Below are 17,022 nucleotides of genomic sequence, written 5' to 3'. Positions count from 1 at the left end.
GGTTAAGGCAGTAAGTCGGGCAGCGTTTGGCAAAGCAATTCCATCCCGCCCGGCTGCCAGCCTAGCGCCTTCAGGTTCGTGCACTCCAACTGGCTGACGTCAGCGTCGCTGCGTTTGGGCAGTGAATTTGGGCTGTTCGTCAGGTTCTGCACCATTCTCAGCAAATCGTGACGATCCAGCAAGATGTCCGATACATGGAATGTGGATGATTGGTTTTGCGACAGTGCAATCTGACACGCTTGCGCCAGATCTTGCACATGCACCTCGGACGCGACGCGCGGTTCAATCGCGTTTCCGGACAGGTAATCAGCAAACAGCGGCGCCCATTTGTTGGCGTTTCCTTTGCCGTACAAGCCCGTCGCCCTGAGCGTGATGCCAGTCAGGGGTAGGGCGGCAAGGTGGGCCTCTGCCTTTGCTTTGACCTCGCCGTAGAGTGAGGTTGGTTTAGGGGGCAGGTCTTCTTTTAGTGCGGTGCCTTTGGGGTAACCGTCGAAAACTGCGCGGGACGACAGGAAGATCACGTGGGATAACCCATGCGCGGCAGAGGCGTCGAACAGCCGTACAGTTCCGTCCAGATTGGATTTGATGAAACCGGCGGGGTCATCCCCTTCACCGCCGCGGTATTTGCCAAGGGTGTGCTGAAAGGCGGCGTGGATCAGAGCATCAAAGCCGCTCAGGTCCGGCGCTGGCGCGTCGAGTGACCAATTTATGTGGCTATGCCCCGCCACGGGGGATCGGCCCAGAATGGTCACGTCGTGCGCGGCAAGGTTTTGCAAAATTGCTTGGCCTGCGATCCCTGTTGCCCCCGTCAGCGCGATCTTCATGAGGGGTTCTTCAAGGCGGATAAATCGGGTGAAACACCGTTCAGGTAGCTGTGCCAAAGGTCAATCAATGGGCGCAGTTTTTCGACCTTTTCATGATCCTGCCACGGCTTTTCATACTGGAAGTGCACGATTTTGACGCTGTCCCAGTTCCAAAGATCGGGCATGTTGAACCAGACGTATTGCAGCATATTGTAAGTCACTGGCAGGCCGTGCCAGTCAGGGAAATAGCTTTGCAAAAATGTCTGATCGGTGCGCGGCCAGAAGGCGCCTTCGACATCCAGTTTGGACAGCATGTCATCAAAGGTGGCTTGCGACGGGCGCGCAGTGAAAACGCCAGAGTTCATGCGATGAAAATCCGCGACGCTTTCGTAGACGTTGGGTGCCGCGCAAAACTCTGGGTAGTCGAATAGCGTGTCGATGTTGCGGATCACGACGGTGTCTGCGTCCAGAAACACCACGCGGTCATAATCCAATTGCCACAGACGGAGCTTGGCAAAGTTATCCAGCGGCGTGTGGAAGGGTGGTTTGGTGCCTTTGGTGAAGGGCGCAGCGCCATGCAGCGCGTCGCGGGCGTGGGCGCGGTTGAACGCGTCTGATGTGGGCAGCAATTCGGTTTTGATCAGGCGCACGCCTGCATCCCGTAGCGGGGCTAGGGATTCCTCAGGAACGGCCTCGGTATGCATGACCACAAGGTCCGCCGCCGTCCCCGTCATCCGCAAAGAGTTCATCAAAGCCTTGGCGCCCATCGCGAAATCCGCGTTGGTCACGAGCGTGACGAAAGCCCGAACCGATGTGGGCGGGCCTTCTGGTTTCAGATCGTCCGGCAGGCTCATGAAACGGATTTAAGCGCTTTGCCTTCGGGGTCGTGATCAACGCGACCCGCGATATCTTTGGTCCATGCGGAAACCGCCGGAACGCGCGACCGGTCGATGCGGTGGGCGTATTTCTTGGCCACTTCAACGACCTCTTCCAGCAGGCCGTCGGCCAGCGTGGTTGGGTTCAGGCCCAAAGCAAGAAACTGGTCGTTGTCCACGATCAAATCGTTTTCGGCGGCTTCCTTACGCGGGTTCGGCAGATACTTGATCTCGGCCCCTGTCAGTTTCGACACCAGCTCCGCCAGATCGCGAACGCGGTGTGTTTCCGTCATCTGGTTGAAGATTTTAACCCGATCACCGGCCTTGGGCGCATCGGAAAGCGCCAGTTCGATGCAGCGCACGGAATCCTGGATATGGATGAACGCACGTGTCTGGCCACCTGTGCCGTGTACTGTCAGCGGGTAACCGATGGCCGCTTGGATCAGGAAGCGGTTCAGAACGGTGCCGTAATCGCCGTCATAATCAAACCGGTTGATCAACTGTTCGTGGCGGCGGGTCTGGTCGGTATGCGTGCCCCAGACAATGCCTTGGTGCAGATCGGTAACGCGCAAACCGTCGTTCTGGGCGTAGAACTGGAACAGGATCTGATCCAGCGATTTGGTCATGTGGTAGACCGAGCCGGGGCGCGTCGGGTACAAGATTTCCTGATGCTTGGGGCCATTAGGCGTGTCGATGGACACATCCAGATAACCCTCGGGGATCGGTGCGCCGATGGTCGAGTAGCCGTAAACGCCCATCGTGCCGAGGTGCACGATATGCGGATCAATGCCGGACTCGACCACAGCAGCGATCAGGTTGTGCGTCGCGTTGACGTTGTTGTTGACGGTGTAGACCTTATGGCGGTCGGATTTCATCGAATAGGGCGCGGCGCGTTGTTCCGCGAAATGCACGATGGCGTCGGGTTTGTGTTCGATCATCCACGCCTTCAGCCGTTCGTATTCTTTGGCAAGGTCGAGCAGATGAAAATGGATCGTCTCGCCGCTGGTCTGCTTCCATATGCGGCAACGTTCCTGGATCGAGTCCATGGGTGTCAGGGATTGCACGCCCAGTTCGGTGTCGATCCAGCGGCGTGACAGGTTGTCGATGATGTGAACTTCGTGACCTTGATTGGAAAGATGCAGGCTTGTGGGCCATCCGCAGAAGCCATCCCCACCCAGAATTGCAATTTTCATAAATTTTTTCCTCTAACCCAGATCGTCAGTTCGTGTGCTTGCTGCTTTGTGAAACAGTTTCGCTACAGATTTATGACGCTAAAATGCCGATTGTTACACCTGTTTTGAAGGGGTTGGCGGGGTCTTGCTTGTCGGGTATTTGGTTTGATCTCTGATAAATAACAGTATTTTTCTGAATTGGCTTGGGTGCTGTCGCCTGCTTGATGCGCGTGCTGGATGTATTGATTTACTATTGTTCCGGATTTTAGCGCCAAAAATCACCAGTGGGACCTTGGGGAGCAACGGCGCGTTACTGTGCAAAGTCTCGGTAAAATTCCCGCGCGGTGCGAAAAAATATCTTCAATTCGCTGATAAGGCGGCGCGATTGGCCGTTTTCTGGAAATAAGCCCTGATGCACAGCTTGCACCCATGCCCGCCGCGCGTCATTCTAGGTTCAAAGGATGCTCTGGGCAGTTGAAAAACTGCGGACGAGACCCCAGTTTATCCTTCTGACACGGGGGCGATCTGAGTTGCCGATTTTGGGACGCGGTCGTCTTGCCAAGTATAAGGAAAGTCTATGCAACAGCCTTTGAATGCATCCTATCCAGTTCTGCCGCTGCGCGACATCGTCGTGTTCCCGCATATGATCGTGCCGCTCTTCGTAGGGCGCGAGAAATCGGTACGCGCGCTGGAAGAGGTGATGGCTGACGACAAGCAGATCCTGCTTGCAAGCCAAATTGATCCTGCCGAGGACGATCCGCAGAGCGACGGTATTTATCAGACCGGCGTTCTGGCAAACGTGCTTCAGCTTCTGAAGCTGCCCGATGGCACCGTTAAGGTGCTGGTCGAAGGTCAGGCACGTGTGCGGATTGAAGAATACGTAGAAAACGACAGCTTCTTTGAAGCCAAAGCCGAACTGTTGACCGAAATGCCGGGCGACAGCACCGCAATCGAAGCGCTGGTGCGCACAGTTGCGGACGAGTTCGAGCGCTATGCCAAGATCAAGAAAAACATCCCCGACGAAGCGCTGAGCGCCGTTGGTGAAACAACCGATGCTGCCACGCTGGCCGATCTGGTTGCGGGTCATCTGGGTATCGAAGTGAACCAGAAGCAGGAAATTCTGGAAACGCTGGCGATCTCGGACCGGTTGGAAAAGGTCTATGGCCACATGCAGGGCGAAATGAGTGTTCTGCAGGTCGAGAAGAAGATCAAGACACGCGTCAAAAGCCAGATGGAGCGCACTCAGCGCGAGTACTATCTGAATGAGCAGATGAAGGCCATTCAGAAGGAACTGGGCGACGGCGAAGACGGCCAGAATGAAGTGGCCGAGCTGGAGAAGCGCGTCTCTGAGACCGATCTGTCCAAAGAGGCCAAGGAAAAGGCTGAGGCCGAGATCAAAAAGCTCAAGAACATGAGCCCGATGTCAGCTGAAGCGACCGTCGTGCGAAACTATCTGGATTGGATGCTGTCCATTCCGTGGGGCACAAAATCGCGGGTTAAGAAAGACCTCGCGCGGGCGCAGAAGATCCTCGATGACGATCACTACAGCCTTGATAAGGTCAAGGAACGTATCGTCGAGTATCTGGCGGTTCAGCAGCGTTCGAAAAAGCTGAAGGGCCCGATCATGTGCCTTGTTGGCCCTCCGGGTGTTGGTAAGACATCACTGGGTAAATCCGTGGCCAAAGCAACGGGACGCGAATTCATTCGCATCTCGCTGGGTGGTGTGCGCGACGAATCCGAAATCCGCGGTCACCGTCGGACGTACATCGGCTCGATGCCCGGTAAGATCATTCAGGCGCTGAAAAAGGCGAAAACCACGAATCCGCTTATCCTGCTCGATGAGATCGACAAGATGGGTCAGGACTTCCGTGGCGATCCCGCATCCGCGATGCTTGAGGTGCTTGATCCGGAACAGAACTCGACCTTCGTCGACCACTATCTTGAGGTCGAATACGATCTGTCAAACGTCATGTTCCTGACCACATCGAACAGCTACAACATGCCGGGTCCGCTTCTGGACCGGATGGAGATCATCCCGCTGTCTGGCTACACCGAAGACGAAAAGGCGGAAATCGCCAAGCGTCACCTGATCGGGAAGGCGGTCGCGAACCACGGTCTGAAAGACGGCGAGTTCGAGATCACGGACGAAGCGCTGACAGACGTCATTCGCTACTATACACGCGAGGCCGGTGTCCGGAACCTTGAGCGTGAAGTGTCGAAACTGGCGCGGAAGGCTGTGACCAAGATCGTCAAGAAAGAGGCAGAGAAAGTCGTTGTGACGGCAGAAAATCTGCCTGACTTCCTTGGCGTTCGGAAGCACCGCTATGGTCTGGCCGAAGACGAACATCAGGTCGGTGTTGTGACTGGTCTGGCCTATACCTCGGTTGGTGGCGATCTGTTGCAGATCGAAGCACTGCGTCTGCCCGGTAAGGGCCGTATGAAGACCACAGGTAAGCTGGGCGACGTCATGAAAGAGTCGATTGATGCGGCATCCAGCTATGTCCGGTCGATCAGCCCGCAGATTGGTGTCAAACCGCCCAAGTTTGAAAAGTGGGACATCCACGTGCATGTGCCCGAAGGCGCGACGCCCAAGGATGGTCCGTCTGCAGGCTTGGCCATGGTGACGTCCATCGTGTCCGTTCTGACCGGTATTCCGGTGCGTAAGGACATCGCTATGACAGGCGAGGTCACACTGCGCGGGAACGCCTTGGCGATCGGTGGTCTGAAAGAAAAGCTGCTTGCTGCGCTGCGTGGCGGGATCAAGACCGTTCTCATCCCTAAAGAGAACGAAAAAGATCTGGCCGAGCTGCCTGACAACGTGAAGAACGGTTTGGAAATCATTCCGGTAGAGCACGTGTCCGAGGTTCTGAAGCACGCGCTTATTCGTGAGCCTGAGGCGATCGAATGGGACGAAGAGGCTGAAGAAGCTGCTGCTGCGGCGCTGTCAAAGTCCGACGAGAAAACGGGCGCCATCGCGCACTAAGCAAGGCTTGTGATTGATTGAAAAGGGCCGCCCATTAATTGGGCGGCCCTTTGCTTTTGCTATTCAGAAATTATTAACGTTTTAAGGCATCTACCAATCACATTTTGCATTTTTGCCAGAGTCTGCTAGGGTTGCTTCAACCCATAAGTGCAGTGCCGTGCAAAGCGGCCATCATAAAAATAGGGCAATTGAGCATGACAACACGTAAAACAACAACTGCGAAAACTACGGCTGCCAAGAAGGCTCCGGCTTCTAAAACCACGAAAGCCAAGGCGCCTGCGCCGCAGGTCGTGTCCATCGATCAGGTGCGTGTCAAAGAAGAACTTGAAGTGCAGGAAGCAATCGATCAGGCGGTCGCCGCGACCCTGAACAAAAGCAGCGAGCCGGAAGAGCTGAAGCGCAAGGAATTCATCGATCTTGTCGTTGCGCGGTCGGGCATGAAAAAGAAAGACGTCAAACCGGTTGTCGAAGCTATGCTTGAAGTTCTCGGGCAAGAGCTGGGCGATGGTCGCGAATTCAACTTGCCGCCACTGGGCAAGCTGAAGGTTCAGCGGATGAAGGAAAACGATGGCACACAGGTGATGGTTGCCAAAATCCGCCTGCATGATGCCGCGAAAGACGATAGCCAAACATCCGAAGACGCTGCCTGAGGATTTTATCCCACTGCTTTTCGATTGCACACCACGCGCAAAGGTATGCGTGTGGTGGTCCCACGATACGTATCCAGAAAGATGACTGGACGTCGCGGCATCGGTCGTGACAAGCTGAGTAACACATCCAAGAAGGGAGTTACTCATGTGCCAGGTCTTCGCCGGACAGGATCCGGAACGGTACACGTCAACGACTCGACGGTTGCGATTGAACGGTCAAAGCACAAGCCTGCGCCTTGAAAACGCGTTTTGGGTGATCCTTGATCAGATTTCCGAAGCGGACGGCGTTTCGACACCGGCTTTTATTTCCAAACTACATGCAGAAGTGCTTGAAACACGGGGCGAGCCTGTGAACTTCACGTCGCTTCTGCGGACCGCGTGCCTTGTTTTTATGGCGCAATCCAACGCGACGGACCATCATGACGGGTCGCAATCCATCGCTGCCGAATAGGCCATAGAAGAAAATTCAGGTGTAGTATGACGCTACTACCCGCCTGATCTGCCGCTGCGTCATCCTGACTTGGTAACCACGTTGACCAATTCAGGAGGGGCCCTTGGCCAAAGCCATACACAGCATGATCCGCGTTCTCGATGAAGCGCGGTCATTGGAATTTTACGAACAAGCGTTCGGTCTAAAGGTTGCCGACCGACTGGATTTCGACAGCTTCACGCTTGTTTACCTAAGCAATCCCGAAACAGAATTCGAACTGGAACTGACCGTCAACAAAGGGCGGGAAGAGCCCTATGATCTTGGTGACGGCTACGGTCATCTGGCTGTGTCGGTCGAAAACCTTGATGCCGAACATGCCCGCTTTGTCGAGGCAGGGCTGAATCCCAGAAAACTGGTCGAATTTGCGCCGGGTGGCGATGTGATCGCCCGCTTTTTCTTTGTGGCCGATCCGGACGGCTATGAAATCGAGGTGTTGGAGCGGGGTGGTCGCTTCAAGTGATCTGACCTGCCGGAAATACCCGAACACACTGTCATGAGATGGAGGAGACCCATGACACACACAGCAAGCCCGCGGGGGTTAACCCGCCGCCAGCTTTTGTCGTCAGCGACAGCCGCTGGCGCATCATTCGTCATCGGCGCAGGATTTATTGCAGCCCCGAACGCCGCTTGGGCGATGGAAACCACTCATCTGGACCCGCAGGTTTTTGCCACGCTGGTCCAGATGGCACGCGATATCTATCCGCACGACCGTATCCCCGATGAAAACTATGTTCTGGCCGTCAAAGGCTACGACAATGCTGATGCTGCCGCTGGCATTACGGTGGGCATCGCCGCGTTGGATGCGGCGGCGCAGGGGCGCGGTCATGGGTCTTACCTTGGGGCGGGATGGGAACGCGACCGCGTCGATATCCTGCGTTCGATGGAGGACAGCGCCTTCTTCCAGCAAATCCGCGGTGGTCTTGTGACCGGCCTTTATAACCAAAAGGCCGTGTGGCCGATCTTTGGCTATGAGGGCGAGAGCTACTCGAAAGGTGGCTACATCGAGCGCGGTTTCAACGACATCAACTGGCTTTGAGCCATTGTGGGAGGAGATAGCTATGGCTGCACCTTTTGATCTGAATGACGACAGTGTTGTCGTTGTAATCGGAACCGGCGCCGGTGGCGGGGTTCTGTCCAATGAACTGGCCCAGAAGGGCGTGAAGGTCGTCGCGCTGGAAGCGGGCGGGCGCTATTTGCCCGATGACTACATCAACGACGAATGGGAAAGCTTTGGTCAGCTTGCCTGGACCGACCCTCGCACCACATCCGGTGACTGGCGCGTTGCCAAGGACTTTTCCGGTCTGCCTGCGTGGATCGTTAAGGCGGTTGGCGGCACCACAACGCACTGGGCTGGCGCATCGCTGCGGTTTCAGGACCACGAATGGAAAGCCAAGACGACCTACGGTGATGTCCAGGGCGCGAACCTGCTGGACTGGCCGATTGATCCGGCGGAAATGGACCAGTGGTACACCAAGGCCGAGAACAAACTGGGCGTAACGCGCACTGGCGGCCGCGAGGGCCTTCCGGGCAACAACAATTATAAGGTCTTTGAAAAAGGCGCACGCGCGCTTGGGTACAAAGAGGTGTCGACCGGTCGCATGGCGATCAACTCGGCGTGGAACGACGAACGGATGGCCTGTCAGCAAACGGGCTTCTGTTTCCAAGGCTGTAAGTGGGGCGCCAAGTGGTCTGCCGCCTACACCGACATTCCGCGCGGTGAAGCGACAGGGAACCTTGAAGTCCGCGAACGCGCCCATGTGGCACGCATCGTTCACAATGAAGCGGGCAAGGTGACAGGCGTCGAATACTTCGATGCGGATGGAAATCTGCAGCTTCAGAAAGCACGCATTGTCTGTGTGGCTGGCAATTCGTTCGAAAGCCCGCGCTTGCTGCTGAACTCGGCATCTTCGATGTTCCCTGATGGTCTGGCCAACAGCTCGGGGCAGGTGGGGCGCAACTATATGCGTCACATGACCGGTTCGGTTTATGCGGTGTTCGATAAACCCGTCCGCATGTGGCGCGGCACGACCATGGCTGGCATCATTCAGGACGAAGCCAAACACGACCCATCCCGCGGATTCGTCGGTGGCTACGAAATGGAAACGCTGGCGCTGGGCATTCCGTTCATGGCGGCCTTCCTTGATCCGGGCGCTTGGGGGCGTGAGTTCACGACTGCCTTGGACGGCTATGAAAACATGGCTGGCATGTGGCTGGTTGGCGAAGACATGCCGCAGGAAACCAACCGCGTAACGCTGAACCACGATGTGAAAGACCAATATGGTCTGCCGGTGGCGAACGTGCATTTTGATGATCACCCCAACGACATCGCGATGCGCAACCATGCCTACAAACAGGGTATCGCGGTGTACGAGGCCGTCGGCGCGACCCGCGTTTTCCCGACGCCGCCGTATCCGTCGACGCACAATCTGGGCACCAACCGAATGTCGGAAAACGCGCGTGATGGCGTTGTGAACAAGTGGGGTCAGACTCACGACATTTCGAACCTGTTCATTTCCGACGGGTCGCAGTTCACAACAGGGGCAGCAGAAAACCCGACACTGACGATTGTGGCTTTGGCTATCCGTCAGGCCGATCACATCGCCCGCGAAATGAGCGCGGGCAACCTGTAAAACCTGCCAAAAATCGAAACGCCCCGAGGCCAAATCGGGGCGTTTTTTCGTGTCTGTGATGCGAGGTTTTTCAAGGTAACTTCGTGGCTTTTAAAAAGGCGAAAAATTTTCTCCAAAACTGCCACAAACGTCTTGCAAGCCCGAACGCCCTTAGCTAGAAGGCACGCCACGGCGGGTGATTAGCTCAGTTGGTAGAGCGCTTCGTTTACACCGAAGATGTCGGGAGTTCGAGTCTCTCATCACCCACCACTTTCTTCCTGAAATCGATACCAAACACCCTTGCTACAGCAGGGCGTCGATCTTTTTCATGGCCGAGTCGAACTGCTCTCCGTAGCTGATCGTTTGTACAAAGCGCCCTTTCTTATCGAACAGCATCACAAAGGCCGAGTGGTCCATCGTATAGCCACCGTTTTTCAACGGCACCTTCTGAGCATAAACGCGGAACGAGGTGATGGCTTTCTTGATCTCGTCCTCGGGGCCGGACACGCCAACGACGCCGGGCACCCATGATACGTATTCCTGCATCATGTCGATGGTGTCGCGTTCTGGATCGACGGTGACAAAGTATGTGCGCAGCTCTTTTCCTTGATCAGCCAATTCCGCCTGCCACCCGGCGATATCGCCCAGCGTTGTCGGGCAGACCTCGGGGCAGTGGGTGAAGCCGAAGAACACAGCCGATGGCGCGCCCTTCAGGCTGTCTTCTGTAAACGGTGTCCGGTCGGTGGTCAGCAGGGCGTAGTCGCCCATGCCTAGACTGTCTGCGGCAGTGCGGTTCATTTTCGGGATGATCATCACCACCCAGAGGGCTGCGAAGAGGGCCAGAAGTGCCAGCCCTCCCGCGACCACAAACGTAGATTTGCGGTTGGTCATAATTTAGCTTCCGTGCTTCATGTGGCCGCCATGGCCGGTGTGACCCATGCCGCCTTGTCGTGCGGCGACGGGCATTGTGATGGTCGTGCTGCCTGCCTGTTCGAACTCAAGCGTTACTGAGACCGTGTCGCCTTGGACGAGGGCTTTGTTCAGTTCCATGAACATGACGTGGTAGCCGCCGGGTTTCAGCTCGACCGTTTCTCCAGCGGGGATCGGTAGGCCGTCGGCCAGTTCGCGCATTTTCATCACGTCGTTTTCCATAGCCATTTCATGAATTTCGACGCGGCCGGAAATGTCAGAGCTGGCGGCGATCAGGCGATCATCTGCGCTGCCGGTGTTGGTGATTGTCATAAAGCCGCCAGCGACCGGCGCATTGGGCAGCGTTTCGCGCGAATAGTAGCCCGAGATTTCCAGATCGCCGACAGTTTCCACGGCGTGCATGCCCTGGGCATAGGCCCCGTGATCCATATGGTTCATTCCGCCGCCTTGCTGGTTTGGCGGAAAGGGAATGGGTTTGGGGGCGTCTTCGGCCCAAGTGGATGTTGCGAGGGTCATGAGAAACCCTGTGATCAGGGCGGATGTGTTCAAAAATGTCATGTCGTTTTCCAAAGGTCGCGCAGATGCCGTGTGCATGCTGCGGTAGGCGGCCCAGAGGGCCCGTTGTCAGGTGAAAATGTGGAAAATCAGACAGCGGCCGGTGGCGCGCGGGCTGCGACATGCGAATGGCGAAGCTGGGGGCCGGTGATCAGGTCCGCAGCGTAGTGATGCTCAAGTGCGATCGAAAGCTTGATGATGCTTTCCGGTGCGCGGGCCTGTTCGGACCGCGGCAGTTCATTACAAACCGGACAGCGGTGTTCATGATCGTGCTGATCAAGGTTCTCGGAACAGATATCGGCCAGCGTTGCGCCAGCCGAGATCATTTCGGCCTTTTGCATCAAGGCATCATGATCGGGCGCCATCTGGGTCGCCGAATAGACCGTCAGCGCTGCGAACAGCGTCACCGACAGGCAGGCAATCACCAGATTTTTGAGTCGTCCAAACATGGCGGCAAGAATGACACGGTTTCGACGTGGCCGAAAGTGACGTGCTGACGCATTACCTAATTGTAACCTGTCATCTCGAGATAGCCACGACCACCGTGCGATCCCGTGATGCGGACCGGGCCTTCCCAATAGGGAAATAGTGTGTCCATCCATGCGTCGGGCTGAACGGCCTCTACCGTAATGTCCAAGTCCTTCTCGGGCAATTTTACCGACCAACTGGTCGGAACCTCGCGGCCATGCGTGGTGGTTTGGGCTATCGGCGACAGTTCGATTGCGCCGTTGTCGATTGCAGTGGGGGTGCCGTCTGCGGTGATCCACGTTCCTGATGTGTAGTCGTCTCCTGACGTGCTGCGCAGTCGGAAAGCCATAAGCTTGTCGCCGCTATCAAGATTGAGCGAGAACCAGTCCCAACCGCTTTGATCAGAGGCCAAAGGTTGGGAAGACCATTCCCGATCCAGCCACGCTGTTCCGGTCACATCGATATCGCCATCTGGCAAATTGAGCGTTCCCGAGACCGCGTAAAACGGTTGCGAGTAATAATAGCTGGCTTGGCCCGAGGATGATTTGACCGAATAGCCTTGGTCGCCATGGGCAACCAATGGGCCATTGGCGGTCAGGTTCAGTTGATAGGCAAACTCGGCCCCGCGCGCGGTCAGGTCGATTGCTGAGAGAAGATCCTTGTTTCCAGAGGCCACGCTAGCCAGCGACCAGTCATCGATAAACGCATTTAGAGGCTGGCTTATGCCTGCTTGGCCGGTTGCGCCCCGTGCAAGCCGTTCAGCGTGGTAATGGGTGTCTTCTGTCGTCACAGCGGCGTGGCCCATCCAAAGCTGGTCTTCAGGCAGGCCCGTGGGCTGGCTGGCCGAGCGAAATAGCGTCCACTGCACGCCGTAGTCCCGTCCAGCACTGTCGGTCAGATTGGCCGTCAGATACCACCATTCAATCCGGAAATCGGGGTGGGCTGCATGATCTTTTGGAAACGTGAACTTTGTTCCGCGTTCCGGAACGGCGAACCCGTCGACCTCGGTTCCCAAACCGGCAAAGCCCTGCGCGGATGCGATCGAGGGAAAAAGACCAATAAGGAGCAGAAGGATTTTAACGTTCATTGGAAAACACCCGTAGCAATTGCGCCGAGGGCACGCGCCTTAGACGGTAGATCGGCCAGAAACAGGCCACTGCTGCGGCCAAAACCGCCAGCACGCCCAGCCTGAACCAATCTGTGGGAAACAGGTACATCGGAAGCTTCCAGCCGAAGGCCTCGACATTCACGATCGACAGCAACACCCATGCTAACGCCAGCCCCACCGGGATCGACAGGATCCATGTGAACACAGCCAAGGCAAGGCTGCGCCAGAATTCGATTTTCGACAGGGTCTTTGTCGTGATCCCCAAAGACCAGACAGGTGCCAATTGAGGAAGCCGCATGGTCGACAGCGTCAAAAGACTGGTCAGCAGGGCAAAGCTGGCGACACCCAGCGTCAGGACATTCAGCGCGCCGGTTACCAGAAAGGTCTGGTCGAACACCCGTAGAGACATCTGTTTGACGTCCGATTGGTTGACGACCGCGGATGCGGGCAGATTGAACTTTTCGCGGATATCGCGGGCCAATTCCCCCGCCTGATCCGGCGCGATACGATAGGCGTAGCGAAGTTTGGGCCGGTTTGGAAAACGGCTTTCTAGCGGTGCGAGGGCCGTGATCAGCTGGCCGTGCGGGTTGCCGTAGTCGGAATAGATGCCAACCACGGGCAGGGGCCACGTATCTGTCACCGAAAGAGTGGTGCCAACGGTGATGCCATTCCGGCGGGCGAATTGTTCGTTGACCAGAACGCCTTGGCCCGTGCCGATTTCGTCCCAGACGTCTTGGGTTGCCTGCAGCAAAGGCCAGTTATCGCGGTAGGTCGGGTGATCGATGATGCCGTAGATATCGACGTTCTGTTCCAGCAGCGTGGCTTCTACGGACCAGATGGGCAAGGCGGCGGTCGTGAGCGGCGCGGCAAAGCGCCGGATGTCTTCTGCTTCTTGCGGCGTGCGGGCGGTTACGTAGATTTCGGCGGCGAGGCGTTGGTCAAGCCAACCCACAAACGTGGCGCGGAAAGAGCCCACCATCGTCGCCACGCCGACATTTGCCGACAGCGCGAGCAGCAGCGCCATCAGGGCCAGAGACAGTGCAGGCACCTGCTGACGCGTGTCAGCGACGATCCATTGGCCAAGCGGCGAACGTGGCAGCTTGCCTGCCATTTTCAGGACGGCGTTTGTCATCGGGGGTAAAACGATGGCCGCGCCAATCAAAAGCGATGCAAGGCAGGCAAAGCCCGCGATCAGGCCCGAGCCCCACATCGCCAGAAGTCCGCTAAAGCCCAGCAGCCCCAATCCTGCAAACGCCTGAAACCGCAGGGTTCTGGCCGAGGACATTGCCCACGCACGGGGAAGGGCGGGCGCAAGGATCGGCATCCGTACAACCCGCCATAGCGCCTGCGCCCCCGCGACGGCGGCACCTGCCATTGTCATGGCCAAACCGCTGATTGCCCAAACCGGATCAAAGCTCAGATCGCCAGAGACAGCCGCGCCATAAAGCCCCCTGAGGGTACCGGCGACACCCGGCAGAAGGGACGCGGCGATACCGTAGCCAAGGACGATGCCGACCAATCCGGCAAGCAAGGCGATCAACCCCAGTTCAACAGCCAATAGCGTCACAAGCCGTTTCAGGCCGATGCCCATCGCGCGTAGGGTCCGGAATGTGCTGCGGCGTTGTTCAAATGCCAGTCCGATGGCTGACTGAACGATGAACAGACCGACGGCAAAAGACAGCAGGCCAAAGGCGGTCAGGTTCAAGTGAAAACTGTCCGTCAACTGTGCCAGATCGCCGGTGCCCTGCGCTGGTATTACCGCGTATCCATCCAAGTTTGTGATCGGCGGCAGGCCAAAGGGTTGGTCAGGGGCGATCACCAGCGCCGATAGGTATTCGGCTTTGAGCAGCGATTGCGCCGTCGTCACATCAGTCAGCGCCTGACCGATGGGAATTTCGGCAGAAACCTGAACAATCGGCCCGTCGTCGCCCCAAAAGGCAGTCAGCGTTTTGGCCGTTTCCGGCGATGCCAGCACCAACCCCTGATCGGATAAAAAGGCGAACAGCCCTTGCTCATCAAGGCTGGCCATGCCCACCCGCGGCGGGCTGGTCAGCGGATCAAAACCGGTCAGTTGGACACGGTCTGCCCCAACCACCAGCAGTCCTTCCAGTTCGGGCGACACCAGATAGCCTAGGCGCCGCAACCGGACAAAATCGTCCAGCGACACGCCGTTTTCTGACACGAGTTTATCATATCCGCGCTGTCCTATGCTGCCAGCCGCGTCATCATAGCTGGCCCGCGCCTGCGCATTGATCGATTGCACGCCTGACCAAAGGGCAGTCGCCAGAGCAAGGCCCAGAAAAAGCGTAACGAATTGAACTTTGTGACGCAGCCAATGCGACAGGAGCGCGCTAAAGATGACGCGGTTCACGCGATCAGTCCGTTTTTCAGATGCAACCTGCGATCCAGTTTAGACGCATGGCGTTCCGAGTGGGTCACCATCAACAGCCCTGCACCGGCCTCTTTGACCAAATCCTGCAACAAGGTCATGACCGCTTCGGCGGTATCCTCGTCCAGATTGCCTGTGGGTTCGTCGGCCAGAACGAACTCGGGGCGGCTGGCGATGGCACGTCCGATTGCGACGCGCTGCTGCTGGCCACCTGACAGCTGTTCTGGATAACGGTGAAGCAATGCCGCCAGGCCGAGCTTTTCTGCCAGTTCCTGCGTCCACTCGGCATCGTCGCGCCCTACAAGGCGCGCGTGGAACGACAGGTTTTGCGCAACTGTCAGCGAGGGAATCAGATTTAGCTGCTGAAAAACGATCCCGAACTTTTGCCGCCTGATCTGCGACTTGCCGTCATCATCGAGATCATGAAGCGCGTCACCGTTCAGAAAAATCGTGCCGCTGTCGATATCTTCAAGGCAGCCCAGGCAATGCAAAAGGGTGCTTTTCCCCGATCCGCTCTCTCCGGTCAGAGCCACGCTTTCGCCTTTTGCAACCTTTAACGAGACGCCGCGCAAGACGTCGACGGCCCCGTCACTGGCTTGGAAGGCTTTCCTCAGGTTTTCTGCTGACAGCATCGCGGGCCTCGTCGTTTCTTGGGGCACTAGCTAGGTGGTTTTTTTCCGACTGAAAGGGCGTTGGCGTGCTTGCCGTGTTTTGTGCCGTCTCGGTCAACCACTCGGCCACTTCTTTTACGCGATTACGAGAGAGCGGAATGTCGCGCCCGTTTGTCAGACGCAATACGTGCCGCCCGGGCACTTTGACGGTTTCTTTGGCCATATGGCGTGGAACCCACCATGACCGATGGGGTTGGATCCCCTGATCTGTGTCGGTTTGCGCTACGATGTCTTTCATACGTGCACGGGTCGAAATTAGGCCATCGTGTAAATGGACCGAGACGTGGTGCTCTTTCGCCTCGATACAGACGATATCGGCAATGGAAATGCGGTCTGTGCCGATGATCAGCGCGGCGTCTTCTGATTGAGCGGGCAGGGGAGACGGTTCTTCCGGTTCTGCCGGCGCGTTTTCTTTGGCCTGTTGGCGTATTTCGATTCCCAGTGTTGGCAACACAAAGAGGAAAAAAAGCACCTCGAGAAGGAACGCGATGATGAAGAGAATCGTGAACTGCTGCCAGAAGTGAGACACGAAGGTTTGCTTGGACAGCAGCCATGCAAGATTTTCAGACAGGCCGACCACCGGAAAAAGCGACGCAAACGTCAACACTGGCAACGGGATTCGGAGCGGCAGGACGTGTTTCTGAAAAAGGGCGAACAGCCAATGCGCGGCGATTTTTGTCGCAAGAAAGACGCAGGTGATCGCGCTCCAGAGTAGGAAAACAAGCTGCGGGCCCAGATTCGCGGAATGGTTTGCCGGATCGGCCACCGACATCAAAAGAATGCAAAGGCAGATGAATACCAAAGTGCGCGGGTGTGCGAGGGCTTTGTAGGCGTCGTATGTCGAAAAGGTCCGCGCGACACCGATCGGATCCCAGATAGAAAGGTCTAATTTTAAACTTTTTGAAGTAGGCATGGCGTTTCTCTGCCATTTGTATGCGGCCTAGTAAGCGGAAAGAGCAAGTTCAATTACAACTATATTGGGCGCTGTGCCAAAAGCATACACGCGATGAATAGCGAAAATCGACTGATTCTACCGTGATTTTCGCCTTCGACAGGTGCGGGTTATAATTGATGAAAAATCTCGCGCGAAAGCGCTTGACGGGGATGGGGGTCGTGCGTAGAACGCCTCTCACGCTTGGACGATCAAGCAGCAGTGAGCGGTTGTAGCTCAGTTGGTTAGAGTACCGGCCTGTCACGCCGGGGGTCGCGGGTTCGAGCCCCGTCAACCGCGCCACCACTGCCTTGATCCTGTCCAGCGCGATGCGCGGTTGTAGCTCAGTTGGTTAGAGTACCGGCCTGTCACGCCGGGGGTCGCGGGT

16 protein-coding genes and 3 tRNA genes (1 of these 19 only partly in view) are annotated in these 17,022 nt (G+C 56.8%); 9 read left to right on the top strand and 10 right to left on the bottom strand.

Translation table 11 applies throughout. From position 1 onward, the window contains the following. Positions 1 to 2: 2 nt before the first annotated feature. Genes AC4FIA_RS05005 through AC4FIA_RS04995 form a run of 3 tightly spaced genes read right to left on the bottom strand, consistent with a single transcriptional unit; the run spans position 3 to position 2,871 of the window. Positions 3 to 824: an NAD-dependent epimerase/dehydratase family protein gene (locus AC4FIA_RS05005; protein WP_490364949.1), complete on the bottom strand. Its 822-nt coding sequence runs from the start codon at positions 822 to 824 to the stop codon at positions 3 to 5. Further along, entirely contained in the window at positions 821 to 1,657 is an 837-nt protein-coding gene (locus AC4FIA_RS05000) for a glycosyltransferase (protein WP_490364948.1), read from the bottom strand. The genes AC4FIA_RS05005 and AC4FIA_RS05000 overlap by 4 nt, the downstream gene beginning before the upstream one ends. Further along, a complete protein-coding gene (locus AC4FIA_RS04995; protein WP_488049798.1) occupies positions 1,654 to 2,871 on the bottom strand; it encodes an NAD-dependent epimerase/dehydratase family protein in 1,218 nt (405 codons plus the stop codon). Before AC4FIA_RS04995 ends, AC4FIA_RS05000 begins: the two co-directional genes overlap by 4 nt. Positions 2,872 to 3,427: 556 nt before the next feature. Here AC4FIA_RS04995 and lon point away from each other — a divergent pair. The 7 genes from lon (at position 3,428) to AC4FIA_RS04960 (ending at position 9,852) form a co-directional block, all read left to right on the top strand. Further along, on the top strand, positions 3,428 to 5,833 hold the full coding sequence (lon, locus tag AC4FIA_RS04990; protein ID WP_490364947.1) for an endopeptidase La: 2,406 nt from the start codon (positions 3,428 to 3,430) through the stop codon (positions 5,831 to 5,833). A 194-nt stretch (positions 5,834 to 6,027) separates the two neighbouring features. Further along, on the top strand, positions 6,028 to 6,483 hold the full coding sequence (locus tag AC4FIA_RS04985; protein WP_490364946.1) for an HU family DNA-binding protein: 456 nt from the start codon (positions 6,028 to 6,030) through the stop codon (positions 6,481 to 6,483). A gap of 145 nt (positions 6,484 to 6,628) precedes the next feature. Then, entirely contained in the window at positions 6,629 to 6,934 is a 306-nt protein-coding gene (locus AC4FIA_RS04980) for a ribbon-helix-helix domain-containing protein (protein WP_287473193.1), read from the top strand. Positions 6,935 to 7,037: 103 nt separating this feature from the next. Next, positions 7,038 to 7,433: a VOC family protein gene (locus tag AC4FIA_RS04975; RefSeq protein ID WP_287473192.1), complete on the top strand. Its 396-nt coding sequence runs from the start codon at positions 7,038 to 7,040 to the stop codon at positions 7,431 to 7,433. 51 nt (positions 7,434 to 7,484) lie between these two features. After that, positions 7,485 to 8,009 (top strand): twin-arginine translocation signal domain-containing protein, encoded by a 525-nt coding sequence (locus AC4FIA_RS04970; RefSeq protein WP_490364945.1) that lies wholly within the window; start codon positions 7,485 to 7,487, stop codon positions 8,007 to 8,009. A gap of 22 nt (positions 8,010 to 8,031) precedes the next feature. Continuing rightward, a complete protein-coding gene (locus AC4FIA_RS04965; protein WP_103908588.1) occupies positions 8,032 to 9,603 on the top strand; it encodes a GMC family oxidoreductase in 1,572 nt (523 codons plus the stop codon). Positions 9,604 to 9,776: 173 nt separating this feature from the next. Continuing rightward, a tRNA-Val gene (locus AC4FIA_RS04960) sits at positions 9,777 to 9,852 on the top strand. A gap of 33 nt (positions 9,853 to 9,885) precedes the next feature. On the opposite strand, the gene AC4FIA_RS04955 is transcribed toward AC4FIA_RS04960, so the two are convergent. From AC4FIA_RS04955 to AC4FIA_RS04925, 7 genes are all read right to left on the bottom strand, one after another. Next, a complete protein-coding gene (locus AC4FIA_RS04955) occupies positions 9,886 to 10,473 on the bottom strand; it encodes an SCO family protein (protein WP_490364944.1) in 588 nt (195 codons plus the stop codon). Positions 10,474 to 10,476: 3 nt separating this feature from the next. Beyond that, positions 10,477 to 11,070, bottom strand: a complete 594-nt coding sequence (locus tag AC4FIA_RS04950) for a copper chaperone PCu(A)C (protein ID WP_490364943.1) — start codon at positions 11,068 to 11,070, stop codon at positions 10,477 to 10,479. A gap of 86 nt (positions 11,071 to 11,156) precedes the next feature. Then, positions 11,157 to 11,516 (bottom strand): hypothetical protein, encoded by a 360-nt coding sequence (locus AC4FIA_RS04945; protein ID WP_490364942.1) that lies wholly within the window; start codon positions 11,514 to 11,516, stop codon positions 11,157 to 11,159. Between the two features lie 56 nt (positions 11,517 to 11,572). After that, the gene (locus AC4FIA_RS04940; protein WP_490364941.1) at positions 11,573 to 12,622 is read right to left on the bottom strand and encodes a lipocalin-like domain-containing protein; all 1,050 of its coding nucleotides are present in this window, start codon (positions 12,620 to 12,622) and stop codon (positions 11,573 to 11,575) included. After that, positions 12,612 to 15,014 carry an ABC transporter permease gene (locus AC4FIA_RS04935; protein WP_490364940.1) on the bottom strand — a complete coding sequence of 801 codons (2,403 nt, stop codon included), beginning with the start codon at positions 15,012 to 15,014 and terminating at the stop codon, positions 12,612 to 12,614. The genes AC4FIA_RS04940 and AC4FIA_RS04935 overlap by 11 nt, the downstream gene beginning before the upstream one ends. After that, on the bottom strand, positions 15,011 to 15,664 hold the full coding sequence (locus AC4FIA_RS04930; RefSeq protein WP_490364939.1) for an ABC transporter ATP-binding protein: 654 nt from the start codon (positions 15,662 to 15,664) through the stop codon (positions 15,011 to 15,013). Before AC4FIA_RS04930 ends, AC4FIA_RS04935 begins: the two co-directional genes overlap by 4 nt. Beyond that, positions 15,621 to 16,616 (bottom strand): LytTR family DNA-binding domain-containing protein, encoded by a 996-nt coding sequence (locus tag AC4FIA_RS04925; RefSeq protein WP_490364938.1) that lies wholly within the window; start codon positions 16,614 to 16,616, stop codon positions 15,621 to 15,623. Before AC4FIA_RS04925 ends, AC4FIA_RS04930 begins: the two co-directional genes overlap by 44 nt. A gap of 244 nt (positions 16,617 to 16,860) precedes the next feature. Here AC4FIA_RS04925 and AC4FIA_RS04920 point away from each other — a divergent pair. Next, positions 16,861 to 16,937 (top strand) — tRNA-Asp (locus tag AC4FIA_RS04920). A gap of 30 nt (positions 16,938 to 16,967) precedes the next feature. Continuing rightward, positions 16,968 to 17,022 (top strand) — tRNA-Asp (locus AC4FIA_RS04915); it runs 122 nt beyond the window's last position.

The organism is Thalassococcus sp. (assembly GCF_982780845.1).
The sequence above is the reverse complement of the archived record's forward strand: the minus strand, read 5'-3'. Positions and strand labels throughout refer to the sequence as shown.